We start from the raw sequence: 26,670 nt of genomic DNA on the forward strand, positions 1-26,670 counted from the left end.
CGGCCCAGTGGGGCAGCGGATTGGGCCGTCTGCCGCGTCCCGTTCCGCGCGGAACGCCCTCTCGCGCGCGGAACGGACGCGGGTGCCGGTCAGGGATGGCGCAGGCGCGCCATGACCAGTGACACGAAGTGGTCCATGTCGGCCTGCAGGCACGGCAGCTGCGCGTGCTTTCCGGTGCAGCCCGGCGCCCAGGTGCTGCCGTCGCCGTAGTCGGCGAACTCGAACGGGATGCCCGCGGCGCGGAGGTGGTCGGCGGTGACGAGTGCCGTCGCCCGCGCGCGGTGCTCGAGCACGGCTTGGACCGGGTTGTCCGCCAGGTTGCCGCCGTTGCCGACGTACATCGCGACGCCCATCCCGCGCAGCGTGCCAACGTGCTGGGCCGGGCTCTGCGCGTTCCACACCCCGTCGAACGGCCACACCGGCGGCCCGAAGATCGCGTCGATCGGCACGGTCGGGCTGCCCGACGCGGCCAGCTGCGTCGTCGCGACCACCGCGGCCCGCAGCTCCTGGTTCAACAGGTCGAGACCACCGGAGAAGCTGCCGACGTAGCCGAACAGCTCAGGCCGGTGCTCGGCGTAGTGGAACGCGCCGAACCCGCCCATCGAGTGCCCGGAGATCACCCGGCCGTCGCGGGCGGCGACCGTGCGCAGGTTGGCGTCCACGAACGGGATCAGCTGGTCGAGGTGGAAGGTCTCCCAGTTCTGGGGGCCGAGCGAGCCGGGGTTGACCCAGTTCGAGTACCAGCCGCGGCCGCCCCCGTTGGGCTGCACGGTGATCAGCGGGACGCCCTCGGTCGCCTGCTCCGCGATCTGGAGGTTCGCCCGCGTGTTCGGGTAGTCCTGGTGACCGTGCAACGTGTACTGCACCGGGTACCGGGTGGCCGCGTCGGCACCGTCGTAGCCGTCCGGCAGCGTGACCATGACGACGTGCTCGTCCGCCTTCTGGTACTGCATCGGCTGGTAGCGCGGGACGGCGGTGGAGCGGACGGTGACGGTGAACGTGCGGTCGCTCCCCTCCACCCACACCGGCTGGGTCACGACGGTCAGCCCGAAACCGTCGGCGAACACGGGCGGCCCGGCCGCGGCCTGGGTGGCCTGCGCGGCGGGCACGGTCACCGCGGCCGCCGCGACGGCACCCGCCAGGGCGACCCTCGTCAGTACCTTCATCCGGACTCTCCTTCGCTGTGCTGACTGCTGATCCCGCTGAGCACGTGCCTGCCCGCTCGCATCACCGCGACCGCACCGGCGACGAGCTCGAGCAGGTTCCGCCCGCTCGCCACCCACGCCGCGAGCGTGCTCGCGATCCGTTCCCCCGCGGCCACGGCGATGCCGACGCACCACGGGACCGCGGCCGCGACGCTGGTGCCGAACGTCGCCGCCGACCGGGCCAGCGCCTCGGTCATGACGGGGACGATCTCGGCGACCGCCTCGGCGACGATCCCCGCCACGATCCGCGCGACCCGCTCGGCCACCTCGGCCACGCCTGCCAGCGCGCTCGCCACGACGGTGCAGCTCACGCCGAGCACGGCGAGCGCGTCGGCGTAGTCGTCGCGGTCGGCATCGTCGTGACCGCCTGCCGTCCGCCGGTACGTGGCCACGGCCGACAGCACGTCCCGGCCCGCGCGGTCGTACTCCCGCGCACCGCACGTCACCGGGGCCGGGTCGCCGCTCAGCTGGTCGAGCGGCTCCCGCAGGAACGCCACGAACGGCGCCAGCCACCCGAGTCCTGCACTGTCCAGTCCGGACAGTGCGGGGCTCTGGGGCGCGGGTGCCGCCGGCGGGTCGCCTAGCTCCGCTGCCACCCAGGTCTGCTGCCGCACGGCGGTGGTCAGGGCGGTGATCTCCGCGAGCAACGCGGCCGCGCCGCTCACCGGGGTGCCGCCCGGCGCAGGGCGGCACCCAGCTCGTCCGATGTGGACACCGCGTGGGCGAGGGCGGCCGCGGCCTCCCCCATCGCCGACTGCAGGTCGGCGATGGGGGACTGCACGAGCCCGCCGAGCGGCTGGTCGCCGAGCGCGTCCGGCAGCTGCGCGGCCACGACCGTCAGCTCGTCGGCGACGATGTCGAGGCCGGCGGCGTGCGCCTCGTGCGGGGTCACGGCTCCCGCTCCGCCGGGAGGTGGCTGGTGACGATCTCCAGGGCCGGACCCTTGCCGAGGTAGTCCGTCATGATCCCGGCGACCCGTGCGGCCGCCGCCAGCCGCGCCTGCCGCACGGTGGTGACGATGAGCCGCGCGAGCCGGTCGGCCGCCATCTCCCCGACCGCCGGGGTGAGCGTGACGTCGTCGAGCGCGCCACCCGCGCCGACGGTCACCGTGACCTCACCGCCGGGTGAGCTCGCGCGGCCGCCCGCGTCCCGCAGGCGTTCGCCCGCCGCCGCCGCGTTCGCGGCCGTGCGGCGGAGCCGCTCCTCGTACTGCGACAGCCACTGCGCCGGATCCACGTGTGCCCCTTCCCTGACCGGCACCGAGGTTCGCGCCGACGGCGGCGGTGGAGCCAGGCCAGCCCACCGGCCATATGTGGCCGGGACCGCTCACCAGGGACGACGGCTCAGCGACCGGCGGCGTAGGTGGCGGCCAGGTGATCTTGGAGGCGGGCGTGCCGGAACTGGTAGACCGCACCCGCCCTGCGCAGCACCCCGCGCCGGTAGGCGTCGTCGAGGAAGGCGGTGACCGCGAACGGCAGCCTGCCCGTCAGCGGCAGCCACACCCGCCCGAACACCACCCACTGACCCCACGCGGTCAGGCTCAGCGCGTACCCGAGCCCACCGCCGATGCCGCCGACCAGGCCGAGCGCCATGCCGAACAGCGGGTTCCACATGAAGGTCATCCCGAGCCGCGCCCCGGCAGGCAACAGGTTCAGCAGCTCCACCGCGAGCCAGGTCGCGCCCGTGACGACCACCGCGAACGCGGGCCCGAACACCAGCACCTGCACGACGACCGTCCCGCGGTCGGCGCGCAGCAGGTCGCCGGGACTGCCCGCGGAGGTGATGTCCAGCGGCGTCTCGCACCAGGCCATGAGCCCGAGCGCGAGCCCGCCGCCGAGCGCGAACACGACACCGAACACGAGCGCGTCGGTCATCCCGTACTGGATGCCCCGCCCCACGCCGAGCACGATGGAGCTGGTCAGCTCGCGCATGATGCCGAGCAGGAGCCCGGCCGTCATGCCCGCCGCCGCGCCCAACCGGGTCCTGGCGGCGAGGTGGCCGCGCCGGTGCACGCGGCCGCGCAGGCGCAGCCGTACCCGCGACGGCCGCAGCGCCACCGGCTGGTGCTTCGCCGTGAGCCCGTGCGCCAGCCCGAACGCCAGGCCCCCGACCAGCCCGAGCAGGGTGCCGAACACGACACCGTACCTGGTCAGGCCGCCCATGATGATGGCCTCGGCGACGATGTCCACCCCGCCGACGACCACCGCGATCACGAGCGCGACGACGAGCACCCGCACCGGGCGGCGCAGCGAGGTCCCGAACCGCCACCACTCCAGGTCGTGGGTGCCGCGCCGGGCCAGGTGGTGGGCGAGGTAGCCGAGCCAGTGCCGCACCCGGTCCGGGTCGAACCGCCGGTCCTCGGCCTGCTCGCGGTAGACGGTCGGGACGAAGTTGCCGAGCAGGTGCTCCTCGACGGCTTCCGGCGTGGGAAACCGGGCGGTGTCCAGCAGTACGGCCGGGTCGTGGTCGGGGGTGTCGCTGTAGATGGTGCGGGCCAGGCCCACCATCAGCGGGGTGGTCAGGACCGTCGCGAGGTTGGTGCCCGCGATGCTGTCCGGGTGGTCGCGCAGCTCGTCGAGGACCGGCGTCCACGCGGTGCCGCCGTGCTTGCGGGTGGTGCGGGGCAGGTAGTCGGCCAGGTCGGTGGCGGTGAGGTCGGTCATCCGCACCCCGGCCGCCGAGGTCAGGACATCGGTCCCGGCGACGGCGGCGGCGTACTCCTCGTTCCGGCTGGTGAGCAGGAGCGGCAACGTCGTCTTGTTGAGCGCCTCCAGCGCGGCCCGGTGCAGACCCCGGGCGATCTCGTCGAAGCCGTCGAGTACCGGCAGGATGCGATCTTCCGCCACGAGAGCCGCCGCCAGTGATGACCCGTCCGGGCCCGGAGCGGCCAGGCCGGGGTGGTCGCGGAGGAGCTGGTCGGTGAGCCAGTCCCGCAGCGGGGTGGTGGTGGGGTGCCACGAACCGAGGCTGAAGATCACCGGCACCGCATCGGTCTCGGCGCGGGTCTTGAGGACGTCCAGGACGAACCTCAGCGCGAGGATCGTCTTGCCTGACCCGGCTTGCCCCAGCACCACCAGCCTTCCGGACTCCACTTTTCGGTAGACGTCGACGATCTGGTCCAGCCGGCCGGAGAGGTTCAGCGGGGACGCTCTGCCGCCAACGGCCGCCTTCCGGATGTTGGTCCAGGAGTCGGTCAGCTCTCCTTCGACCGTCCGCCAGCGGACGGGCAGGGGGAACGGGTCGTGGATCTGGCGTTGTTCCTCCTCGCGCTGCCATCGTGCGCGGACGGCGTGGGCCAGTTGGTCCGCGGCGTCGGTCAGTCGTGGGTTGGCCGGTGGGCGTTCCGGTTCCCGTGGTTGTGGTTGCGGTTGTGGATGTTGTGTGTGCCCGGCCGCGGCGAACAGTTCGACCCGTTCTGTGTCGGCCAGTTCGAGTGCGTCGGCCAGTCTTCGGACCGTGCCCACCCTGGGGTCGGCGCGTTCGCCGGTTTCCAGCCCCCGGATGGTGCGGACTCCCAACTCGGAGCGTTCGGCCAGGCCTTCCTGCGTCATGCCTACCCTTGCGCGCAGTTGCCGCAGCAGTGGGCCGAACTGGCTGGTCACATCACGCCTCTCGGGATCCTGCCGATGCTGGATCCCGAGCCTAGTGCTGTGTCCACCAACGTTTGCCGGGTCCTGCGGCGGGTCCGGCCAGCCGACGGTGATCGCCCGTGCCGGGATGGGGCTGCCGTGAGGGCGCGCAGGCGCCGGGGGCGAGCCCCACACCACACCCGAGGCTGCCTGCCATCCCAGAGACCTGCCTCCGGCGAGGAGCCGCCGGAGGCAACTACGCGGCCTGGATCAGCTTGAACCACGGTGACGTGTTCGCCAGGTGGTCCAGTACCGGTTGGGGGACCAGTGCGGCCAGGCCGTTGCGAGCCGCCACCAGTTCTGCTCGGCCCGCGTTGCCGCCCAGTAGTTGCTGGATCTGCCACGGGGTGCCGAGCGGGATCGGCAGTGGGGGGCCGTAACCGACGCGCGGGGGCTGGCGGTGCAGCACCAGGCCGTTGCCCAGGTCCCGGGCGGGGTTGAGGTCGTAGCCGTGGTCACCGCTGGCGTAGCCGACCAGGCCGTTCGCGAAGGCTGCCAGGTTCGTGATCATGTTGGTGGAGTTGCAGATGCCGTCGTTCTCGTTGCAGATGTTGCGTACTGCCAGGTCTCCGTAGGACTGGCCGCCGTGCATTGTCACGCCGGGCAGGATGGTGGGCACGTTGGTCTCTATGCCGCCCGCTATGCCGCCGAGGCCGCCGTCGCCGAAGGGCCTGCGTGGGTTGCCGTACAGGACGCCGTTCAGCAAGCCGTGTGGGATCGCTGATTCCCCGGCCAGTCTTTGCAGCACGTCACCCGCTACCACCGCGCCCTCCGAGTAGCCCGCCAACACCAGCCGGGCGCCCGGGCATGCCGCGTGGAAGTCGCGCACCGCGCGGTCCAGTTTCGCGGTTCCCTCCGCCACCGACGCGTCCAGTGCGAGGCGGTCCACGATGGGGAACACGCCGGCGAAGTACGGGACCTGGATGATCTGCCAGCCTGCGGGTGGGTTCGCGTTGAAGCCGGACCGGTTCCAGTTGGCGAGTGACTCGCCGTTCCCGTACCCGTCCGTCTCGAAGACCGCGGTGCCGGGGCACGCCGCCGCCGGCGACGACGACGCCGTTGCCGACGGCACCGTGACGGCGACGGCCACCGCGGCCAGCGCTACGGCCAGCGTGCCTAGCCTTCGCACCATGTGGGTCCCTCCTGGTAGCGACTGATTCGTCACTGATCGTGCCAAGGAGAGCCCGGAGAGTCAGTGCGTTCGGGGTGGCTCAGATGCGCCACTGCGCAAACAGGCCACGCCGACGGCCCGGTGCGCCCGGTCAGAAGCGCAGCCACGTGCCGGCGAGGCCCTGCTGTTCCACCCCCGGCCTGCGGAAGTCGCACACACCCGTCGGGAAGATCTCCGTCAGCCGGGCCCATTCCGCGTCGGTGAACGGGACGCCGTAGCTCGCGCGCTCCGGGGGTGCCACCTGGCACTTGATCACGTCCGCGGCGATGTCCGCGCCCGCTACCTCTCGGGGGAAGGAGCCCGACGGGTACAGGCGTTCGCACGTGCTCGCCGGGTTCCGGTCCAAGGGCTCCGCCACGAACTCCGGGGTGGTGGTTCTCGTCATGCAGCCTTCGCGCAGCTCCGCCGGTTTCGCGCGGACGACCTTGTCGATGCGCGGTGCGGCTGACTCGTCCTCGGCCAGCGCGGTCAGCCAGCGGTCCATCTGCGTGATCGCGTGCCGCACGAGTGGGCTGTTCGTGCCCAGCAGGCCGTACCGGGCGTCCTCGAGGAGGCTCACCCGGTTCGCCGCCGTGCCGTTGGCCTTCTCGAGCCGTGCCTGCATGGAGAGGCTGTGGTAGCGGACGTGGATGTCACCGCCTGCCTGGTCGTCGTGGTAGGCGCGGTAGTCGATGATCGGGATGTCCGCCAGGCCGCCGCCACCGTTGGTCAGCCTGCCGGTCCGGTACGCGGTGCGGGCCGCGGTCAGGTCGGCCCTGGTTCGCCTCGGCACGATGTTCGCGTCCGCGTCGAAGCCGCCGACGCCCGCGTTCAGGTCCAGGAACTGTCGCACCGCAATGGTTCCGTCTCGCAGCGCCGCCAGTCCGTACTGGACGCCGACGTTGTCCAGCGGCCTGCGTGCGAACCCCGTCGCCAGGTCGGTGCCGTAGACGTTCACCGCGTGGTCGTACACGTCGCAGCGCGCGCCGTCCGGGTTGTCCTCCGGGTCGTATCGCTGGTCTTCCGGCAGCGCGCCGCAGAACACCCGCGGGTCGATGCGGCGCGCGCCCTGCGCGACGTTCGGGGCGGTGGCGTAGGTGACGAACCCGGTGACCGCGCGCTTCTGCTCCGCCGTCCAGCCGTCGGCGCCGCTCAGGTAGGTGTGCAGCAGCCAGGCGTCGGTGATCATGTACACCGTCGCGAAACCGACCTCGGGGAACGAGCACGCCGGGATGATGCCGTCGAAGATCCCCGGGTAGTTGTCGGCGATCTGGTGCGCCTGGTACGAACCGCCGGAGCAGCCGTAACCGATCGTGTGCCGGACCGGGCCGTACCGTTCGACGAACCGTTCCTTGACCATCATCGCGGTCTCGGCCGCGGTCAGGTCCTGGCAGTTCATGCCGAACACGTTCAGCGACGACGACACGACCGCGAAACCCTTGCCCAGCATGAAACTGTCGGTCACGCCGCCCGTCGTGTCGCCCTGCCGGTACCAGCCACCGGTGCAGCCGCCGCCGAGCGTGTAGATCACCCGCCCGTTCCACCCGGACGGCCGGGCGAACGGCGTCGGTTCCGGTTCGGCGAGCGGGTCGTGGAGCACCGCGTGCTGGTAGATCCCGCGGTTCACCGTCCCGGTCTCCATGCGCACGATGAACGGCACCGTGGCACCGGCCGACGTGGTGGTGGTCGCGAGGTCGTCCGGGTAGTCGCCTGCGTCCGCGGGCCACGGGGCGTAGGCGCCGCGGGTGGTGCGGTAGAAGTGGTCGGCCCTGGTGGCGATGGAGCAGTCGGCGTCCAGCGGCGCGCCGAGGTCGTCGCCGAGCACGGGCAGTTCGAAGTCCTCGGTCTCGCACACGAACGGCCGCTGGTGCGGCCCGGAGAACACCGGTCCCTCGACGGGGTGGTTCACGATCGGCAGCACGGCGGCCGCGGCACCCGGCGCGCGGGCGACGATCGTGTTGCGCCCCAGGCGAAAGCCGTCGACCAGACCGGTCAGCGTCCACGTCGCGGGGTCCCACCGGAAGCGGTCGGTGACGTCCGTGCCGTCACGCAGAACCCGCACGCGGTGCGTCCCGGCCGGGACCGACACCCGCAGCAGCGCGTCCCCGCCGGTGACGGTGTCCGCTCTGCCGGACAGGACCGTGACGCCGAGACGGCCGCCGGGTGCGGCGGCCGCTACCTGCGGCAGCAGCAGGACGACGAGCGCGGCGACGAACACCCGGGCCAGGAAACGCTTGACGACCTTGTTCTGCGACACGGGTTTCCTCGCTCACGGCGTCGTTGATCACCCGTAAGCAACTTACGAACAATCAACGACGCCGGTCAAGGATTTCCTATGTGAACGGCACCACCGCGGCACCCGGGCCGATCGCGGTGACGCCGGTGAGCCCGGCCACCCGCACTGGCACCGTCGCGCGGCACCCGGTCGGCTGCGTGCACGTGCCGCCCGCACCCAGCCCGCTGTCCTCGTCCCCACCCCACGCCCAGACCGTGCCGTCGGCACGCAACGCGTAACCGGTGGCCCACCCGGCGGCGAGTGCCGTCACGTCCGACAGGCCGGTGACCCGCACCGGAGTCGAGGAGTAGCACGCGTTGCAGAACACGCCGTTGCCGAGTTGGCCCTGGTCGTTCGAACCCCAGGCCGAGACGGAGCCGTCGGCGTGCAGCGCGTACGCGGCGGACGCCGCGCTCGTCAGTGCCGTGACGCCGGACAGGCCGGCCACCCGCACCGGCACCCGGGAGTGGCACGGGGCCACACCACAGGTGACGCCGGTGCCGAGTTGTCCCTGGTCGCCAAGGCCCCACGCCCACACCGTGCCGTCGGACCGCAGGGCGTACGCGGTGTAGCCGTTGGCGCCGATCGCGGTGACGTCGGTCAGCCCGGCGACCTGGACCAGTGTGTCCGACTTCTCCACGGTGGAACCGTCGCCGAGGAGCCCTTCCTGGTTGCTCCCCCACGCCACGACCGTGCCGTCGGACCGCAGCGCGTACGAGGTGAACGTGGTGGTCGCGACCGCGGTGATCCCGGTGAGCCCGTTGATCGGCACCGGTGTGTTGCCGCGGGGGCCCAGCGCGCTGTCGAACATGACGCCCCAGCCCCGCACCGTGCCGTCGTCGAGCAGGGCGAGCCCGTGGAAGGCACCCGCGGCGAGTGCGGTGACCCCGGTCAGGCCCGGTATCCGGGTGGGTGCCTGTGACCAGTCGCCGGACCAGCCGCCGCCCAGCTGGCCGTAGAAGTTGGTGCCCCACGCCGAGACCGTGCCGTCGGTGTGCAGGGCGTAGCGGTCGACCGCGCCGCCCGCGACGGCGGCGACCCCGGACACCTCGGTCACCGGCGCGGCGGTGGGTGACGACGGGACGCGCGGCCCCCGGCCCAGTTGCCAGCTCTCGTTGTCGCCCCAGGTGTACAGGCAGTCGGTCGTGCACGTCGCGGGCGGCAGGACGAACGCGCCCGCGAGGTCGGCGAGCACGTGCACGCTGCCCCAGAAGTTGTGCACGGTGACCGGCCGGACCGGGCTGAGCGCGACCGCGGCGAGGTTGGCGGCGGTCTCACCGGCGGCGAGGTTCAGGACGGACCCGACCGAGCCCGGGGTGCCCTCACCCGACCAGACCGACACGTACGTCGAGCCGGTGGCGCCGACCCCGGTGAGGTTCATCAGGACCGCGGTGGCGCCTGCGGGCACCCGGGGGCCCGGGTCGACGACGACGGGATAGCCAGCGTGGACCGGACCGGAGCCGTTGCGGGTGTCCAGCACCCTGCTCGGCGACAGCGGCACGAACGTGGCGCCGAACGCCGGTGTGTAGAACCCGACCCTGTCGATGACCAGGTTCACCTGACCGGCGAGGTTGTACAGGCTCACCTGGTCACCCGCACCGAGAGCGACGGTCACCAGGTTCGGCCGGGTGCCACCCGCACCCAGGTTCACGTTCGACGCGGTCGGCCGCGTGGTCCCGGTCGGCCACGCCGTGACGAAGGTCGACGCCGTCGCGTCGGTCGCGGTCAGGTTGAGGGTCACGGCGGTCGCGCCGGGGGGCACCGCGCCGGTCAGGTCGAGCACGCGGGTGCCGCCGGGACCGAGCGGACCGCCCTGCTGCCGGGTGTCGAGCCTGCGGCTCGGCAACGTCGCGGTGTAGAGGGCGCCCGCGCCGGGTGCGTAGTAGCCGGCGAGGTCGGCCAGCAGGTGGACGTCGCCGGCGTGGTTGTACAGGTCGACGGTTCGCCCGGTGCCCAGCGCCACGGTCACGAGGTTCGGCCGGACGTCACCGGCGACCACGTTGAGGTTGGACGCGACCGGCCGGGCCTGCCCGTGCGGGAAGACGGTCACGTAGGTCGCCGCCGTGGGCGCCACGGCCGTCACGTTCAGCACCACGGCGGTCGCGTTGGACGGCACCCTGGCCGACAGGTTCAGCGCGATCGTCTGCGCGGCCCCGACGGGCCCGGTGACTCCGCCGGTACCGGAGCGGGTGTCGAGCACACGCACCGGCGACAGCGGCGTGAACGCCGACCCTTGTTCGTCGGCGGCGGGTGCCGAGGACACAGCCGCCGGTGCCGGAGTGGCGGCCCGCGCGGGTGTGGCGGCCACCGCCAGCGTTGCGGCGGCCAGCACGACGGTCAGCGCGGCTGACATGAAGGACCGCATGACTTTCCTTCCCCAGGAGATCCCCCGACCCCAGTGACGGCAGCAGCGTAGCCACACCCACCGACATCCGGCACCCGCCGGCCGGGAGCCCGGGCACCGCCTCACCGCGGTGCGCTGGTGACCAGATCCGCGAAGGAGCGGACCAGTGGGCTCGGGTCCGAGGTCTGCCACGCGACGACGAGGTGGCACGGCGGTTTGCCCCGCAACGGCACCGCGGTGAGGCCGTCGGGCAGCGGGTGGCCGAGCGGCGCGACACCCACGGTTCCGTTCCACAGCACGGCTTGCATGCACTCGTGCACCGTGCGGACCACCGGTCCCTCGCGCCCCGGTCCCGCCCAGTAGGCGCACCACACGGGGTCGGTCCCCGCCGGCAGGCGGAACCAGCGGCGGTCCGCCAGTTCGCCGGGATCGAGCACCGCGCGGGCGGCGAGCGGGTCGTCGGCGCGGAGGACGACACCGACCGGGTCTGTGCGCAGGATGTGCGCGGTCATGCCGGTGTCGCCGAACGGGGTGCGGGTGAACACCACGTCGGCGAGGCCGGACCGCAGGCCGGCGGTCGGGTCGGCCAGGTCGGTCTCGCGGATCCGGACGTGCACGCCGGGGTGCCGCTCCCGGAACACGGCGACCAGCCGCGAGCCGGCCTGTTCGACGCTGTCGGCGAGGGTGCCGATCGTGAGGGTGGTGGCGGCCGTGACCTTCGCGCGCACCTGGTCGGCCTGCGCCAGCAGCGCGCGGGCCTCGTCGTGGAGTGCGGCGCCCGCGGGGGTGAGCGTGACGCCCGTGGGTGACCGGTTCAGCAGCACGGCACCGAGGTCGGTCTCGAGCTGTTTGATGGCCCTGGACAGCGGTGGCTGCGTCATGTGCAGGCGGGCCGCGGCCCGGCCGAAGTGCAGCTCGTCGGCGACCGCGACGAAGTAGCGGAGCGTGCGCAGGTCCATCACCTGCGACGATACGCGCGCGGTATCGGGGATGCGTGATCGGTGTTGGACGGTGGCCCGACGGCCGCGATGAGCTGTGCTCATGAACGAGATCGCGGATCCGGTCGTCCGGGTCGAGCAGGTGCGGGAACTCGCCGGGGACCTGGTCGTCATCCCCGACCGGCGGGTGCCGCTGGTGCCGAACATCGGGCTGGTCGGCGGCGCGGAGGCGGTGCTGGTGGTCGACACCGGCATGGGCACGGAGAACGCGGAGACCGTGCTGCGGTTCGCGACCGAGTTCGCGCGCGGGCGCAGGCTCTACGTCACGAGCACCCACTTCCACCCCGAGCACGCGTTCGGCGCACACGTGTTCGCCGGGGCGGCGACGTACCTGGTCAACCGCGCGCAGGCCGCCGACCTGACGCACAAGGGGCCTGGCTACCTGCACATGTTCACCGGCCTCGGCGAGGCCGTCGCCCGGCGCCTCGCCGGTGTCCGGCTGCCGGCACCCGACGTCGTCTACGACCGGGAGCACGACCTGGACCTCGGTGGCCGGGTCGTGCGCCTGCGGGCGACCGGCCGGGCGCACAGCAACGGCGACCAGGTGGTCACGGTGCCGGACGCGGGGGTGATGTTCACCGGTGACCTCGTGGAGGCAGGCCAGTTCGCGATCTTCCCGTGGTTCCCGCCGCACGACACCGACGTGTCCGGCACCCGCTGGCTCGCGGTCATGGCGCGGCTCGCCGGGCAGCGGCCCTCGGTGGTGGTGCCGGGGCACGGCGACATCGGCGACGCGGGTCTGCTGACCGACGTCCACGACTACCTGGCGGCACTGCGCGACGAGACGTGGCGGCGCCGCGACTCGGCCATGCCTGAGGACACGATCGTCGCGGAGGTCCGCGCCGCGATGCTCGCTCGCCACCCGGATTGGGAAGGTCGCGAGTGGATCGAGCACGGCGTTCGGTGTCTGTGCGCCGAGCACGCGTAGGTGACATTCCTCGCCGGGCGTTCCGCACGGGGTGCTTTGTCCTCGCCGGACGGGCCTCCTCGCCGGTACGCCGTGCCCGGTGCCGTGGCCGTCAACCACGGCACCGGGCTCGCGTCAGCCCGTGAGCGCGGTCAGCGCGGCGAGGTAGCCGTCGCGGTGGCCTGCCGCGTTCGGGTGGTAGGACTCGTTGAGCTTCTCCCACTCCAGGGTGGTCACCCACTCGTCGTTGCCGGAGCAGAGGGTGTGCGGGTCGAACACCGGGCGCGCGTCGAGGTAGGTGAACCCGGCCGCGCCTGCCTGCGTGGAGATCACGTCCGCGAGGGTGTCCGCCGCCGAGTTCAGCGCGGTGCGTTCCCGGTCGCTCAGTCCGATGATGCCGCAGTCGCCGCCGATCGTGTACAGCCGCGGGTAGCCGACCACCACGACCCGCGCCGAGGGCGCCGCCGCGCGGACCGCGCCGTACAGCTGGCCGAGCGCGGCGGGCAGTACCCCGGTCGCGGCGGCCTTCGCCTGCTCGACACCGTCGATGCAGTCCTGGTCGTCGAGCGTGAGGATGCAGTTCTGCAGCACGGCGACGAACCCGACGTCGTTGCCGCCGACCTGCACCGTCACGAGCGTGGTGTCGGCGGTCAGCTGCGGCACCTGCTGCGCGAGCATCTCCTGCGCGGTCGCGCCGGAGCAGGACGCCTCGGTGAACGCGACGTCCGGGTGCGCCGCCGCCCACAGCCGGGGGTAGGTGAGCGGGCCGCGGCGGCACGGGTCCTGCTCGCTGGGGTCGTCGTAGGTGTAGGTGCCCGGCGCCACGGCGTAGGAGTCGCCGAGTGCGACGTACTTGCCCGCGGCCGCCGACGCGGGCGCGGCCAGCACGGTCGCCGACACGGCGGCGGCGAGTAACGCGGGCAGGGCGAATCTGGTCATGCGCATGGCACCACTCCGTAGTAGCAGGGATGGGTCACCGGGACGCGGACGCGCCCCGACGTCGGGGAACCGCTGTGGCGGCGAGGAAGTCGGCCGCGGCGCGCACGGCGTCGCCGGTACGCAGGCGGCGGCCGATCGCCGCGGCGGCCGCGTGGTGACCGGTGGCCGGGTCGAGCACCGCGTCGACGGCGGCGGCGAGCCGGGGCGCGTCGACACGGCCGAACCGCACCCGCACGCCGGCCCCCGCGTCGACGACCTGCCCGGCGACGATCGGCTGGTCGTCCCGGATCGGCGCGAGCACCAACGGCACGCCGTGCCACAGGGACTCGCAGACGGTGCCGTGCCCGCCGTGCGACACCACCGCGTCCACTTCGGACAGCAGGGCGAGCTGCGGCACGTACTCGCGCACGATGGTCCCGGCGGGCAGCGGCACGTCGGCGAGCACGTGCCCTGGGTCGGCGATGACGCCCTGGACGCGGTCGGCGAGCAGGTGCAGCGCGGCGGCGGCCTCGGTGAGGAAGCGGGTGCCCGCATCGGTGTTCGCGGTGCCGAGGGTGACGAGCACGACCGCGCGGTCCAGGTCGATGTCCTGCCAGGGGAAGTCGGGCTCGGTGCGGCGCGGCGCGATCGCGGGGCCGAGGACGTGGATGCCGGGGCCGGTCTCGCCCACCAGCTCGCGGGCGGTGAACGCGAGCACGCCGTGCGGGGAGAACCGCGGGTCGCTCGTGCCGCCTGGTCCGTCCCGCAGCGCGGCGAGCCTGCCGGTGAGCCACGCCGCCACCTTGGGCAGCCCGGCGAGCGGGTCGACCAGTTCGGCCGAGGTGGTCGACGAGGTCACGTGCGGCACGCCGAACCGTTCCGCCGCAAGGGCTCCGGCGACGGCGTGCTGGTCGGTGAGCACGACGTCGGGGGTGAAGGTGTCGAGCGCGTGCGTCACACCGGGTGCCATGGTGATGGCGAGCGGGAGGAGGAACTCGTCCCAGAGGAACCGGAACGCGGCCGGGCCGGTGAGCTCGGGTGACCTGGCGAGCCCGCGGTCCGGCATGGCGCACGCGAAGACGCGCTGGTCGCTCCCGGCGAGGCGGTGGACCAGGTCGGGCAGCCCGGCCCAGGCGACGTCGTGGCCCCGGTTCCGCAGCTCGGCCGCGACCCCGACGAGCGGGTTGACGTGCCCGACGAGCGGCGGCACGGTGATCAGGAAGCGGCTCACGGCGCGGCCTCCGCCAGCGTGTGTTCGTGCACCCACGCCAGGATCAGGTCCCTCGTCTCCTGGGGACGTTCCACCAGCACCGAGTGCCCCTGGTCCGGCAGCACCACCGTCCGGCACCGCGCCACCTTCGCCGCCAGGTCCGGCACCTGCTCCGCCAGCCCCGACTCGTCGCCGAACAACGCCAGCAGGGGCCGGGTCAGCGCACCGAGGTCGTCGGCGATCACGCGGCTCGCCGGGACGTCCTCGGCGAGGGTGGTCGACTCGAAGATCCGGTGTGCCACTGTGGACAGTCGCGCGGTGTGGGCGCCGTAGTTGGCCGAGATCCAGCCGAACGCCTCCGCCCGCGCCAGTCGCGTCTTCGCGTCGGCCAGGCCCTCGGCCATGTGCCCGGTCCACACGGCGACCGGTGGCTCGGCCTCGATCATCGTCACCGTCGCGACCCTGGCCGGGTGCCAGGCGGAGAACGCGGTCGCGACCGTGCCGCCGAACGAGTTGCCGACCACGTGCGCGGGCCGCGTCTCGCCCAGCGCGTCGAGCAGCGCCGCCAGGTCGTCGACGAAGTCCTCCAGGCGGTACCCGGTCGCGGGGCGGTCGGTGCGGCCGTGGCCGCGCAGGTCGTACATCAGCACGTCCATGCCCGCCGTCGCGAACGCCGGGCCCAGCGTGAAGTAGTAGCTCGCCAGGCTGTCGGTGAGCAGTCCGTGCACGAACACCACCAGCGGCCGCCCGTCACCGTGCCAGGCGCCGAGCCGCGCGGCGTGCGTGGTGATGCCGCCGGTGCGCAGTCGCTCGGTCATGCGGCCGCCGCCAGTGACGCGACCACGTGGTCGACGAGCCTGCCGACGGTCAGCGCGATGATCTCGTCCAGCTCCAGCGCGCCGACGAACTCGGCGAAGTTGACGCGCTCGCCGTAGTGCGAACGCAGCGCGCCGGATAGCACGACGAGGTCGATGCTCTCCAGCTCGAGGTCGTCGTGGAACGTCGTGGCGCGGGTGATCTCGACGTCGTCGAGGCCGAGGTCGGCGCCGACCGTGCGCAACATGCCTGCGATGTCGGCGAGCACGGCCGCCGGGTCGGTGCTCAGGTCGGTGGTCATCACTGGTCTCCTTCAGGTTCGAGGGTCCACGCCACGACGTGGCCGGGCACCTCCGCGAGCCCGGCCCGGTAACTCGTCTGTCCATACTGGACGGTGAGGGTCGCGGTGGCGGCGGCGACGACCCGGAATCGCCGCGGGTCACCGCGCAGCCCGGTCCCGCACGCCTTCGCGACCGCCTCCTTGGCCGCCCAGAACCGGGTGAACCACAGGTCCGTGCCCGAGGAGCCGGCCAATTCGTCGAGCACCGCCAGTTCCTCGGCGGCACACGCCGCCTCGACCGCCGACCGCGGCCGGGTGACGACCTCCTCGATGTCGACGCCGCACGGTCCCCTGCGCGCGATCGCGACCCCGAACTCGCCGCGGTGCGCGATCGACACGGTCAGGTCGCCGACGTCGCGCCCGTACACGCCGCGCACGACCGGCCGCCCGGACGGCTCGTTGTCGACCACCAGCTCCGCGGGGAAGATCTCGCCCTCCGCCTCAGCCCACAGGACCTGCCGCACGGCGTCCTTCGCGGCGATCCGGCCGAGCAGCCACGACCGCCTGCGCCGAGGGGGCAGCGCCGCGTACGTCTCCCGTTCCGCACCGCCGAGGACGTTGCGCATGATCAGCTCGCGGGTGGCGAGGTCGGGCCAGCGTTCGCGGACCAGCGCCCAGCCACCGGATTGCACCGACGACAGCGTGAACGTGCCGGGGTACCGGTCGACCTCGCGGATGCCGGGGTCGGTGTCGAAGCGGCGGTCGGCCCAGCCGGTCAGGTCCGCCCACACCCGGCCGTCGTGCACGAGCTGCATGTCCGCGGTGAGCGTCGAGTCCGTGACCTCGGTGATCCGCACGAGGCATTCGAGGGTGGCGTCCGGACCTGGCTGGGGGCCGAAGACCCGCAGCCGCCGCAGGCCGACCGGGAACACGGTGGTGCGCTCGGTGAGCGTGGCCATGATCCAGTAGCCGAGCACCTGGCCCACGTTGTCGAGCAGCGCACCAGGCGCGGGCAGCGCGGCGAGCCGCGCCCGCACGTGCCGCGCGCCGATCGCCGTCAGCTCCCGCACGCCCTGGAACCGGGGTCCGTGGAACATCCAGCGCTCGTCGTACAGCTGCTCGGCCCTCAGCTCCGGCACCCGCTCGGTCGACGGATCGAACCGCCACGGTGGCGGTGGCTCCGGATAGCCGGCCGCGGTCTCGACGACGGCGCCGGCGCGGTCGCCGAGGGTGACCTCGGTGCGGCCGGGACCCGCGGTCCGGGTGTGGACCGGGAGGTCGGTGGCGGGGATGGCCTCGATCCACTTCGTCATGCGCGCGTCGTGCAGGGCGACCGCGACCGTGCCGGGGGCGGTGGCGAGGTCCGCGAGGTGGGTGAGGACGGTGGTGGCAGGCACGATCGGCCACCGGTCGCGGTCGTCGGGCCAGCCGGGGCGCTGCCGGAAGAAGCAGTGGTCCAGCAGGTACGGCATGGTCGCGACGTCGACCCGCAGCACGCTCGGCCGCTCCGGCGCATGTTGCCGCGCCCGCTGCGCCGGTACGGCCGTGATCAGCTCCGCCGCCACGGACGCGGTGTCCAGCAACAGGGCCGACAGCTCGGCGGCCACCGGGTAGCGGGCACCCGCCCGGCCGAGCACGCCGAGCGCGGACTCGGCCGGGACGGGTTCGGGGCGCACCGGCACGGTGCACGCTCCCCGTTCATGGGCGGGCAGCGACACCAGGGCGCCACCGAGATCGAGCCGCACGCCCTGGCTCCGTCCCACGGGAGCGGTGGGACGGGCGTGCCGGGCACCGGGCAGCGGCTCGAGGTCGGGCGCGGCGCCGTCCACCCACAGCGCGGTGACCACCCTGCGCAGCTGCGCGAGGCAGTCCCGCGCGGCCGCGTGGGCCGCGACGACGAGGTGGTCCCGGCCCGCGAGCGTGTCGCCGACCAGCGAACCCAGCTGACCGGCGCCGAGCTGGACGAACACGCGGAAACCCGCGTCGTGCATGGCTTCCGCGAGCTGCCGGAACCGCACCGGTTCGAGGAGGTGCCGCACGAACAGGTCCCGTACCGCCCATGGCTCCGGGGGGTACGGCGACGCGGTGGTCGCCGACCAGACCGGCGTGGTCGGCGGGTGGAGCGTGTACCGCTCCGCGGCGGCGCGGATCGGGCCGACGTAGGGCGCGAGCATCGGGGTGTGGAAGCCGGACCGGAACGGCAGGACCTGCCCGAGCACCCCGCGCCCGCGCAGGGTGGTCACGAGTGCCTCGACGGCGTCCTGCGGCCCGCACACCATCGACTGGTTCGGCGCGTTGTCGTGGGACAGCACGACATCCGTGCGGTCCCCCAGTTCCGCCAGTACCGTGTCGGCCGGCACGCCGAGCGCGGCGAACACGACACCGGGCACCCGCAGCGCGTCCGGGTCGAACCCGGCCAGGAACGCGTCGACCTCCTCGGTGCGGTGGAGGCCGCCGCACGCCATGGCTGTCCACTCGCCGACGCTGTGCCCGGCGACCGCGTCGGGCACGATCCCCAGGCGCCGCAACGCGGTGTCGAGGACCCGGCCGAGCTGGAACACCGCACGCCCGTGCCTGCCGACGTCACCGACCACACCGCCGCTCCCGCCCACGCCCCATGGCAGACCGAACGCGGCCGCGAGCCCGTCGACGTTCGGCTCGAACTCCGCTTCCAGCCCCGGGAACAGGAACGCGATCCGCCCGCCCAGTGGCGCGGGGCTGAACCACACGTCGCCCCGGCCGCGCCACGGGGTGCCCTTCGCGACCGCCTTGCGTGCCAGTGCCAGGCGGCGCGGGGTCGGGTCGACGACGCCGAGCCGCACCGGGTCGGTGACCGTCGTGCGTTCGTCGAGTCCGGCGGCGAGCACGTCGGTGTCGGACTCGTCGAGCAGCGCGGCGAGCGTGCCGCGGTCGGGGGCCGCGAGCCGCAGCACCCGCTCCGGTTCGGTCACGACGGCCGGTCGCCGGGCGGGCGCGTCGAGCACGACGTGCGCGTTCACGCCGCCGAACCCGAACGCGTTGACCCCAGCGCGGCGAGGTGCGCCCGCGGGCCACGGGCGAGCGGTGGCGAGAACCGAGAACCGGGTGGCGGCCAGCGCCGGGTTGGGGTCCTCGCAGTGCAGGGTCGGGGGGAGCACTCCGTGGTACAGCGCCAACGCGGCCTTGACCAGTCCCGCGACCCCGGCGGCGGGCATGGTGTGGCCGATCATGGACTTGACCGACCCGATCGCGGCGCGCTCGCCGGTCGCCGGTCCGAACACCTCGGCGATCGTGCGGAGTTCCGCGGCGTCACCGGCGGGGGTGGCGGTGCCGTGGGCTTCGAGGAGGCCGATCGAGTCCGGTGCGGCCGGGTCGAGCCCGGCGGCGGCCCACGCCTGCCGCACCGCGCGCACCTGGCCGCCGGGGTCGGGGTTGACGAGGCTCGCGGTGCGCCCGTCGCTCGCCACGCCGGTGCCCGCGATGACCGCGTACACCCGGTCACCGTCGCGTTCGGCGTCGCTGAGCCGTTTCAGGACCACGACGCCGGTGCCCTCGCCGATGAGCACGCCGTCGGCGTCGCGGTGCAGCGGCCGGATCCGTTCGCTGCGGGACAGCGCGCCGAGGCGGGAGAAGACGCTCCACAGCGTGATGTCGTGGCAGTGGTGCACTCCGCCCGCGAGGACCACGTCGCAGCGCCCGGAGTCCAGCTCCCGCACCGCGTGGTCCACGGCGACCAGCGACGACGCGCACGCGGCGTCCACCGTGTACGCGGGGCCGCGCAGGTCGAGCCGGTTCGCCACGCGGGACGCGGCGAGGTTGGGCACGAGGCCGATGGCGGACTCGGGGCTGGCGTGATCGTCGAAGGCGTCGCGGACCCGGTCGAGCTGGGCCTCCGTGAGGTCCGGCACGAGTTCCCGCAGCGTGCGGACGACCTGGCTCGCGGTGCGGACCTGCTGGTCGAGGCGGACGAGCCCGGGGGTGAGGTAGCCGCCGCGACCGAGGATGATGCCCGCGCGCTGCCGGTCCGCGGGCAGCGCGCCGCCCGCGTCGGCGATGGCGGCGGCCGCGACCTGCAGGGCGATGAGCTGGTCGGGTTCGGTGCCGGGGACCGAGTTGGGCATGATGCCGAACCGGGTGACGTCGACCGCCGCGTCGACGAACCCGCCACGGCGGCAGTAGACCCGGTCCGGGTAGTACTCGGCGTCCCACCGGTCGCCGGGGACCTCACGGATGGCGTCGACGCCATCGACGATGTTGCGCCAGTAGGTGTCGAGGTCCGGCGCCCCCGGGAAGAGCACCGACATCCCGACGATCGCGACCGGTGTCACGGCGGTCACCAGCCTGACGCGGTGTACACGACCGCGTGCGTGTCCGGTGCGCCCCAGGCGAGTTCCCGCAGCAGCGCGAGCGGTCCCTCGTCGGGGTCGATGAGCTTGATGCCGCGCGCGACGTAGGAGCGCATCAGCTCCGGCGTCACCATGCCACCGTTGGTCTCCCCGGCCGCCCACGGTCCCCAGTGGACGGTCAGCCCGCGGCGGTCCGGGGTGGACCAGCGGCGGCCGAGTGCCTCGAGCGCGTCGTTGGCGGCGGCGTAGTCGGACTGGCCGCGGTTGCCGAGCGCGGCGGCGATGCTGCCGAACAGGACCGCGAACCTCGGCCGGCCTTCCTGGAGTGTGCCGACCGTGTCGAGGAGTGTCGCCGCACCGTCCACTTTGGTGCCGAAGACCCGGCGGAACGACTCGACGGTCTTGTCGGCGACGAGCTTGTCCTCGATGATCCCGGCGGCGTAGACGACGCCGTCGAGCCGGCCGTGGTCGGCGTGGACCCGTTTGACGGTGGCACGCAGGGCTTCCGCGTCGCGCACGTCGACGCAGTGGTAGCGCACCTCGCTGCCGAGTTCTTCGAGAGTCGCGATCGTGCCCGCGACCTCCTGCCCGGCGAGCGCGGCGGCGACGGCCCGCTCGATCTCGGCCGGTGCGGTCATGCCCGCGTCGATGAAGGCCTTCCGCAGTTCGTCGCGGGTGCCGGTGGTGGGGTCGGCCGGCTGGGGCGTGCGGCCGACCAGCTCGATCCGGCACCGCGCGGCCGCGGCGAGGGTGCGGGCGAACCGGGCGGTGATGCCGCGGGCGCCGCCGACGAGGAGGACGACGGAGTCGCGGCCGAGCCCGGCGGCCCGCGCTTCGGCGGCACCGTCGCCGGCCGGTCCCGCGCCGGTGGCACCGAGGGTGCCGAGCCCGACAGGCCGCAGGCGCAGGACGGCCCTGGCTTTGTCATGCAGGACAACGGGTTCGCCGGTGGGTGCGGCGAGTTCCGCGACGATCGCGGTGGCCGGGTCGGCGGTCTCGACGAGGGTCACGGTGGTGTCCGGGTACTCGCGGGCGACCGACCGGAAGAAGCCGCGGAGCCCGGTGGGTGCGCCGGGTGCCTGGACGCCGAGCAGCCGCTTCGGTCCGCGGGCGAGCACCTGCTGGAAGAGCGGGAACGCCTCGGGCAGCGGCTCGTCACCGGCGAGGTAGACGACCGTGTCGGCGGTGTCGTTGACGGTGGCTCCCGCAGTTCGCAGCGCGTCGGCGAGTTCGACAGCCGGTCCGTCGCGGAGCACGGTGACGGTGGTGTCCTCGGGCAGTGCGTCGTCCGTGGCCGGCACCTCCTCGGCGACCAGTTCGAGCCGCTCCGGCGCGACGACCGAGCCGTCGCCCTCCTCCTGCGGCCCGTCGAGCAGAGCGACGATGGCGGCGGCGGTGCGGGCGGCACCGAACGACTCCACGTCCCCGGCCGCCAACCCGAGACGTGCGGCCAGCTCTCCCGCGATCTCCGTCCGCTTGATGGAGTCGATGCTCAGGTCCGCCTCCAGATCCAACTGGGGATCGATCATCTCGGCGGGGTAACCGGTCCGCTCCGCGATCACCGCGAGCACGGTGTCCAGCACGGACTCCTCGACGGGCTCGGGTACCACCACGGGAGACGGTGCGAGAGCGGGCGCCGGCACCGGTGCCGGCGCCGGTACCTGCGCGCCGCCGAGGTAGCTCATCAGCACGTCCCGCTGCGCGGCGACCAGCTCGCGGCTGCTGCGGAGGAACTCGGCGACGAGGGCGTCGGACGACTGTTGCGACATGACCAACTCCGGGACTCGACGGGCAGGTTGCAGAGCACCGGGAACGACCGCACCGTCCACCCGGCGGACCAGCTGCCCGTCGACCGTCCAGGCCGGCGGATCGGGCAGCGGCACCACGTTCGGATCACGCACGTCCCGGCCCGCGAACAGCGGCCCGGTCCGCAGGTCCACCCCGGCCACGGCGAGCCGGGCGACGGCGGTCAGCAGCCCCGCGAGCCCGGGCCGCTCCTCCAGCGCGACTGTCTTGTGTGGACGGTCGCCGAGGGTGGCCAGGACCAGCCCGCTCAGCACGCGACCGGGACCGACCTCGACGAAGGTGCGAATGCCTGCGTCGTACATGGCACCGACCTGGTCGGCGAACCGCACGGGCGCACCGATCTGGGCGGCCAGCTCGGCCCGCACGTCAGCGGGATAGGGCGCCGCGGTCCGGTTCGACCACACCGTCAGCTCGGGCGGCCGCACGTCGAGCCCGGCCAGCGTCTCGGCGAACACGGCACCGGCCCCTGCGACGAGCGGACTGTGGAACGCACACGCGACGGGGATCGGCCTGGCCGTCAACCCGGCGGCCCGCAACGCCTCCACCGCCGCGGCGACCGCCGCGCCCGACCCGGAGATGACGGTCTGCTGAGGGGAGTTGAGGTTGGCGAGAACAACGGGGAGATCGTGGAGAAGGGACCCGATCGTCGCTTCGTCGGCGGTGACCGCGGCCATCGTGCCCGGGTCGCCGTCGCGGACCGCCGCCAGGATCGCCGACGCGCGGGCCGCGCTCGCCGCGGGCAGGTCGGCGGGGTCCAGCGCGCCCGCCACCGTCAACGCCACCAGTTCGCCGTAGCTGTGGCCCGCCACCGCGTCCGGGCGGATGCCCAGCCCCGCCAGCACCTCCGCCGCCGCCAGTTCCACCATCCCCAGCACGGGCTGGGCCACCGCCGTGTCCGTCACCCGGGCCTGCTGTGCGGCGGCCGTGTCCGCGTCGAACGCCGTCGGCGGGTACAGCGCCCCGGCCCACCGCGCATCCAGGTGCCGGTGCAGCTCCGGGAACGCGACGAACAGCTCCGCCAGCATCCCCGGCCGCTGACTCCCCTGCCCCGGGAACAGGAACGCGACGCCACCGCCGACGGGCGTCCGCACGAACAACCCCGCCGCCGGGTCGTGCTCACCCGCCGCCGCACGCGTGAGCAGAGCCGTCAGCTCCGCCAGTGACGACGCCACCACCGCGATCCGCACCGGGTCGCCGCGTTCGGCCGCCAGGTCGCTGCGCCGGGACGCGCTCGCCGCCAGGTCCCGCAGCCGCACGCCGTCCCCGGCCGGCCCCAGCAGCGCCTCGGCGGCCCGGCGTGCGGTGTCGTCGTCCTGACCGCGGAACGTGAACAACTCCGCGGGCCACTCGTCGAGTGCGTGCGCCGCGGGTGCCTGTGCGTGCGCTCGCAACACCACGTGGAAGTTGGTGCCCCCGAACCCGAACGCGCTCACCCCGGCGATCCGCCGCGCCGGTTCGGCCACCCACGGACTGGCCGACGTGTGGAACACGAACGGGCTGTCCTGGCCCCACGCCGCGTTCGGCGACGTCAGGTTCCTCGTCGGCGGCACCACCCCGTGGTGGACGGCGAGGGCCGCCTTGATCAGGCCGGCCAGCCCCGCCGCGCACTTCGTGTGCCCGATCTGCGACTTCACCGACCCCAGCGCGCACGAACCCGGCGACGCACCCGCGGCACCGAACACGTCGGTCAGCGTCGCCAGTTCGGTGCGGTCGCCGACGACCGTCCCGGTGCCGTGCGCCTCGACCAGCCCCACCTCCGCCGGTGACACACCCGCGTTGCGGTAGGCGCGGGTCAGCGCGGCCCGCTGGCCCTCCGGCCGCGGCGCCGTGAGGCCCAGCGCACGGCCGTCGCTCGCGCTGCCGACGCCGTCGATCACCGCGTAGATCCGGTCGCCGTCGCGTTCGGCGTCGGCCAGTCGCTTCAGCACCACGCACGCCACGCCCTCGCCAAGCGCGATGCCGTCCGCCGCCGCGTCGAACGTGGCCGAGCGGCCGGACGGGGAGAGCGCGTGGACCGACGAGAACAGCAGGTAGTCGTTGATGCCGTTGTGCAGGTCGGCGCCGCCGCACAGCACGAGGTCGCTGGTGGCGGCCGTCAGCTCCTTGCACGCCACGTCGACCGCGGTCAGCGACGACGCGCACGCCGCGTCGACCGTGTAGTTCGCGCCGCCCAGGTTGAGCCGGTTCGCGATCCGGCCCGCGATGACGTTCGCGAGCATGCCTGGGAACGAGTCCTCGGTCAGCTCCGGCAGCTGCTCCGCGAGCCCGTCCGGCAGCGAGCCGAGGTAGCCGGGCAGCACCGTCCGCAACGTGGTCGCGTTCGACAGGTCGCTGCCCGCCTCCGCACCGAACACCACCGACGTGCGGTCGTGCGCGGCGTCGGCGTACCCCGCGTCCGTGAGCGCACGCCGCGCCGCCTCCAGCGCGAGGAGCTGCACCGGCTCGATGTGCGCCAACGAGGCGGGCGGGATGCCGTAGCTCAGCGGGTCGAACGGGATCTCCGGCAGGAACCCGCCCCACCTCGACGGGGTGCGATCACCTGCCTCGTCACCGCTGCCGAAGTAGACGGACGGGTCCCAGCGGTGTGCGGGCACCTCGGTCACGGAGTCCGTGCCCGCCACCACGTTCGCCCAGTACGTCGCGAGGTCCGGGGCGCCGGGGAACATGGCCGACATACCGACGATCGCGATCCGCAACGGTTCTGGCGACGGCTCGGCCGCCGGTTCGTCGCGCAGCTGCACCGCCCGCCGGGTGAAGAACGCCGCCGCGCCCTCGGTCACCGACCGGTGCAGCGCGGCGACCGTCGTGACGCGATCCCGCAGCACGGCGACCTCACCGGCCATGAACATGCCCTCGGCGGCCTGCCGGTCCTCGCCGACCGCACGCAGCTCGTCGCCGACGCGCTCGATACCCTTGCTGGCCACGCGAAGCCGCCCGATGTTGAGCTGTTCGAGCCGCTCCCACACCTCCCGCTCCGGCACCCCGTCCGCACGCAGCGCGGCGGCCGTGCGCGCGAAGTCGGCGGTGAACCCGCTGTGGACGCACCGGGTCGCGTGGCCCGGCGCGGTCTCGAGCAGGTCGGTCCGCGCGGCGGCGACGACCTGGCGCTGGAACAGCGGCCGGATCGCGCCGGACGCGACCGCCTCCTCGGTGAACAGGTACGCGGTGCCCATGAGCACCCCGACCTCGACGCCGGCACGGACGAGGGGCGCGGCCATCGCGGCGATCATCGCGACGGACACCTCGTCGTGCACGCCGCCCGCGAACAGCACCGCGGGCGGCGTGCCTCCCTCTTCCACGTGCCCCCGAACCACCTCGAGCTGGCTCTGCCAGAGAGGAAAGCTGTTGCGCGGCCCCACGTGCCCGCCGCACTCGGCGCCCTCGAACACGAACCGGCGCGCACCGGCGGCGAGGAACTGGCGCAGCAGCCCGGGTGACGGCACGTGCAGGTAGGTGGTGATGCCGTCGGCCTCCAGCGCGGCGGCCTGCGCGGGACGGCCGCCCGCGATGATCGCGTGGGTCGGCCGCAGCTCCCGCACCACGTCGAGCTGCGCGGTGCGGATCTCCTCGGCCGCGAACCCGAGGATGCCGACGCCCCACGGCCGGTCGCCGAGCAGCTCCCTGGTGCGGGTGAGCACGTCGCGCGTCTGGTCCGCTGTGGACAGTGCGAGCGCGAGGAACGGCAGCCCGCCCTCGCCCGCGACGGCGGCGGCGAACGCGGGCTGGTCGCTCACGCGGGTCATCGGCCCCTGCGCGACGGGCAACGCGGTACCCAGCGCCGGGCCGCCGGTGGTCAGCGCGTCGGCGGGTGCCTGGTCGGCGACCGCGGCACGCACCGCGGCCCGGATGCCGCGCACGGCGGCGCCGACCGAGGGCCAGCGGGTCGCGAACGACGTGGCGAGCCCGACGTCCTGCCCGGCCGGGAGGTCGCCCCGCCCGCGCCGCAGTACCCGGAACCCGTGGCGCACCTCGGTTTCCGACCCGTCAAGGCCGCGGAGCGCGCCGGTCGCGGCCGTGGGGAGCCCGGCGTCGGCGTACAGCGCGAACTGGGTGTCGAGCACGACCCCGGCCGCGCCACCGACGACCGCGGCGGCCGCGGTGTCCGGCCCGATGCCGCCCCACGCCCACACCGGCACGCCGATCCCGGGGTCGGCGAGCAGCTGCTGCAGGAGCACGAACGTGCCCAGTTCCCCTGTCACACCACCGCATTCGGCGCCGCGGGCGAGCAGCCCGGCCGCGCCCGCGGCGACCGCGGCCCGCGCGGCGGCGACCGAGCCGACCTCGGCGAGGACGGTCCGGCCGGGGAACTCGGCGGCGGCGCGGCCGGGGTCGGCGAGCAGGACGACGTGCGCGGACTCCGGCAGCTCGCCGAACGTCACACCGGGCCGGATCCGCACCCCGAACGGGTGCGGTGACCAGGCGGCCGTGCGGTCGAGGAGTTCACCCGCCCGCCGGGCGTCGCCGGCGGGGAGTTCGAGCACCCCGAGCGCGCCCGCGGCGGTCGCGGCGGCGGTGAGACGGGGTGATGGCTGGTGCACAGGGTTGACGACGATGACAAGCCCGCGTGCGGAAGTGACGTCGTTCTCGCGGTGAAGCATCAGCACTCCCGACAAGCACGATGGATGACGGTGCGTACTCAACTGACAGCGGGCAGGAACGGTCAACCAACGAAAGGACCGCCACCAGATGGGCGAGCACGGGCGCAGACGCACCGCGCACCACCGCGCGCACGCTCTGAGCAGTGCGTTCTCCCGACCGTCACCCGAGCGGGGAGGAACGGGTGCCGCCAACCGTCCCACACCACCTG

The 26,670-nt window shown here is 73.7% G+C and carries 16 protein-coding genes; 1 reads left to right on the forward strand and 15 read right to left on the reverse strand.

Features of this window, described 5'->3' with window-relative positions:
* Positions 1-89: 89 nt before the first annotated feature.
* The 9 genes from FHR82_RS27810 to FHR82_RS27850 all read right to left on the reverse strand — a co-directional run bounded on the left by FHR82_RS27810 (position 90) and on the right by FHR82_RS27850 (position 11,562).
* Entirely contained in the window at positions 90-1,166 is a 1,077-nt protein-coding gene (locus FHR82_RS27810; protein WP_184813518.1) for an alpha/beta hydrolase, read from the reverse strand.
* A complete protein-coding gene (locus FHR82_RS27815) occupies positions 1,163-1,870 on the reverse strand; it encodes a hypothetical protein (protein ID WP_184813519.1) in 708 nt (235 codons plus the stop codon). The genes FHR82_RS27810 and FHR82_RS27815 overlap by 4 nt, the downstream gene beginning before the upstream one ends.
* A complete protein-coding gene (locus FHR82_RS27820; RefSeq protein WP_184813520.1) occupies positions 1,867-2,097 on the reverse strand; it encodes a hypothetical protein in 231 nt (76 codons plus the stop codon). The genes FHR82_RS27815 and FHR82_RS27820 overlap by 4 nt, the downstream gene beginning before the upstream one ends.
* Entirely contained in the window at positions 2,094-2,441 is a 348-nt protein-coding gene (locus tag FHR82_RS27825; RefSeq protein ID WP_184813521.1) for a YbaB/EbfC family nucleoid-associated protein, read from the reverse strand. Before FHR82_RS27825 ends, FHR82_RS27820 begins: the two co-directional genes overlap by 4 nt.
* Positions 2,442-2,548: 107 nt before the next feature.
* Positions 2,549-4,807, reverse strand: a complete 2,259-nt coding sequence (locus FHR82_RS27830) for an NACHT domain-containing protein (RefSeq protein WP_184813522.1) — start codon at positions 4,805-4,807, stop codon at positions 2,549-2,551.
* A gap of 223 nt (positions 4,808-5,030) precedes the next feature.
* On the reverse strand, positions 5,031-5,966 hold the full coding sequence (locus FHR82_RS27835; protein WP_184813523.1) for a PE-PPE domain-containing protein: 936 nt from the start codon (positions 5,964-5,966) through the stop codon (positions 5,031-5,033).
* Between the two features lie 130 nt (positions 5,967-6,096).
* Positions 6,097-8,241 (reverse strand): DUF6351 family protein, encoded by a 2,145-nt coding sequence (locus FHR82_RS27840; RefSeq protein WP_184813524.1) that lies wholly within the window; start codon positions 8,239-8,241, stop codon positions 6,097-6,099.
* A 76-nt stretch (positions 8,242-8,317) separates the two neighbouring features.
* Positions 8,318-10,624, reverse strand: a complete 2,307-nt coding sequence (locus FHR82_RS27845) for an RCC1 domain-containing protein (RefSeq protein ID WP_184813525.1) — start codon at positions 10,622-10,624, stop codon at positions 8,318-8,320.
* Between the two features lie 101 nt (positions 10,625-10,725).
* The gene (locus tag FHR82_RS27850) at positions 10,726-11,562 is read right to left on the reverse strand and encodes a LysR family transcriptional regulator (RefSeq protein ID WP_184813526.1); all 837 of its coding nucleotides are present in this window, start codon (positions 11,560-11,562) and stop codon (positions 10,726-10,728) included.
* 82 nt (positions 11,563-11,644) lie between these two features.
* Between FHR82_RS27850 and FHR82_RS27855 the strand changes: the two genes are divergently transcribed.
* On the forward strand, positions 11,645-12,529 hold the full coding sequence (locus FHR82_RS27855) for an MBL fold metallo-hydrolase (protein ID WP_184813527.1): 885 nt from the start codon (positions 11,645-11,647) through the stop codon (positions 12,527-12,529).
* Between the two features lie 114 nt (positions 12,530-12,643).
* On the opposite strand, the gene FHR82_RS27860 is transcribed toward FHR82_RS27855, so the two are convergent.
* The 6 genes from FHR82_RS27860 to FHR82_RS27885 are packed head-to-tail and all read right to left on the reverse strand — an operon-like array spanning position 12,644 to position 26,461.
* Complete coding sequence (locus FHR82_RS27860) at positions 12,644-13,447, reverse strand: SGNH/GDSL hydrolase family protein (protein WP_225943902.1); 804 nt, start codon at positions 13,445-13,447, stop codon at positions 12,644-12,646.
* A gap of 34 nt (positions 13,448-13,481) precedes the next feature.
* Complete coding sequence (locus FHR82_RS27865) at positions 13,482-14,657, reverse strand: glycosyltransferase (protein ID WP_184813529.1); 1,176 nt, start codon at positions 14,655-14,657, stop codon at positions 13,482-13,484.
* On the reverse strand, positions 14,654-15,454 hold the full coding sequence (locus tag FHR82_RS27870; RefSeq protein WP_184813530.1) for an alpha/beta fold hydrolase: 801 nt from the start codon (positions 15,452-15,454) through the stop codon (positions 14,654-14,656). Before FHR82_RS27870 ends, FHR82_RS27865 begins: the two co-directional genes overlap by 4 nt.
* On the reverse strand, positions 15,451-15,753 hold the full coding sequence (locus FHR82_RS27875; protein WP_184813531.1) for an acyl carrier protein: 303 nt from the start codon (positions 15,751-15,753) through the stop codon (positions 15,451-15,453). The genes FHR82_RS27870 and FHR82_RS27875 overlap by 4 nt, the downstream gene beginning before the upstream one ends.
* Positions 15,753-20,048: a beta-ketoacyl synthase N-terminal-like domain-containing protein gene (locus tag FHR82_RS27880; RefSeq protein ID WP_311771316.1), complete on the reverse strand. Its 4,296-nt coding sequence runs from the start codon at positions 20,046-20,048 to the stop codon at positions 15,753-15,755. The genes FHR82_RS27875 and FHR82_RS27880 overlap by 1 nt, the downstream gene beginning before the upstream one ends.
* Entirely contained in the window at positions 20,045-26,461 is a 6,417-nt protein-coding gene (locus FHR82_RS27885) for a type I polyketide synthase (protein ID WP_184813532.1), read from the reverse strand. Before FHR82_RS27885 ends, FHR82_RS27880 begins: the two co-directional genes overlap by 4 nt.
* Positions 26,462-26,670 lie beyond the last annotated feature (209 nt).

The sequence above is a fragment of the Actinophytocola algeriensis genome (assembly GCF_014203735.1).
Taxonomy (GTDB): Bacteria; Actinomycetota; Actinomycetes; order Mycobacteriales; family Pseudonocardiaceae; genus Actinophytocola; species Actinophytocola algeriensis.

Coding starts and splice junctions, on each gene's coding strand:
- FHR82_RS27810 (WP_184813518.1), bottom strand. CDS start 1,166: ATGAAGGTACTGACGAGGGTCGCCCTGGCGGGTGCCGTCGCGGCGGCC.
- FHR82_RS27835 (WP_184813523.1), bottom strand. CDS start 5,966: ATGGTGCGAAGGCTAGGCACGCTGGCCGTAGCGCTGGCCGCGGTGGCC.
- FHR82_RS27845 (WP_184813525.1), bottom strand. CDS start 10,624: ATGCGGTCCTTCATGTCAGCCGCGCTGACCGTCGTGCTGGCCGCCGCA.
- FHR82_RS27850 (WP_184813526.1), bottom strand. CDS start 11,562: ATGGACCTGCGCACGCTCCGCTACTTCGTCGCGGTCGCCGACGAGCTG.
- FHR82_RS27855 (WP_184813527.1), top strand. CDS start 11,645: ATGAACGAGATCGCGGATCCGGTCGTCCGGGTCGAGCAGGTGCGGGAA.
- FHR82_RS27860 (WP_225943902.1), bottom strand. CDS start 13,447: ATGACCAGATTCGCCCTGCCCGCGTTACTCGCCGCCGCCGTGTCGGCG.
- FHR82_RS27870 (WP_184813530.1), bottom strand. CDS start 15,454: ATGACCGAGCGACTGCGCACCGGCGGCATCACCACGCACGCCGCGCGG.
- FHR82_RS27875 (WP_184813531.1), bottom strand. CDS start 15,753: ATGACCACCGACCTGAGCACCGACCCGGCGGCCGTGCTCGCCGACATC.
- FHR82_RS27885 (WP_184813532.1), bottom strand. CDS start 26,461: ATGCTTCACCGCGAGAACGACGTCACTTCCGCACGCGGGCTTGTCATC.